This window comes from Vibrio sp. YT-19(2023) (assembly GCF_033337395.1).
The window spans coordinates 1-767 of record NZ_JAWOQN010000392.1; the positions used below are offsets into that span (position 1 = coordinate 1).

The 767-nt window shown below is 49.4% G+C and carries 1 protein-coding gene; it reads left to right on the plus strand.

Annotated elements, in window-relative coordinates; all coding sequences use genetic code 11:
* Positions 1-694, plus strand: a 694-nt coding sequence (locus R7E78_RS26105; RefSeq protein ID WP_318058608.1) for an ABC transporter substrate-binding protein, incomplete at its 5' end; no start/stop codon positions are given.
* Positions 695-767 lie beyond the last annotated feature (73 nt).

Here is a 767-nt window from a genome sequence, read left to right on the forward strand (position 1 = left end):
GCCGAGCTTAACCATCGACGTAGCGGCTGGCTTGCCATTAATTCACTCTGCGACCTTGATTGCTACTCCCCTCAACACATTGATGGTGTTGGATAACGGCAAGAACGACAACCTTGGCGACTTAAAAGGCAAGAAAATCGGTATAGCTATCGCAGGTAACGAAGAGGCGACAATCGGCACCATGCTTGCGCAGGAGAGCGTGAAGTTTTCTGACGTGCAAATCATCAACGTCGGTTGGGCACTCTCTTCCTCTCTCGCCTCAGGGAAAGTAGACGCCATTTGGGGCGGCTTGCGCAACTTCGAAACCAACCAACTTGCGCTAGAAGGCTACAAAGCCAAAGCCTTCTTCCCAGAAGAACACGGCGTACCAGCGTATGACGAACTGGTGTTTGTGGCGAATGCAAAAACCTACGACAAAGCGGCTATTAAAGCGTTCAACAAAGCGCTGGAGCAAGCGACCACTTACATCGTCAACCACCCTAAAGAGTCTTGGAAAGAGTTTGTCGCTTACTCACCAGACACGCTAAACAACGAGCTCAACCAACGCGCTTGGAATGACACGTTAACTCGTTTCGCGCTTCGCCCATCGGCAGTTGACCTAAAACGCTACGACGATTACGCCGAGTTCATGTATTCACAAAAAATCATCGAAACGCTACCAAAAGCGAAAGATTACGTACCGAGCTTTGACTAATTACGAGGCTGCCCCATTATGAAATACCAAGATTTGATCGACGCTTGCCGCCAAGATTGGCAAGAATACACTG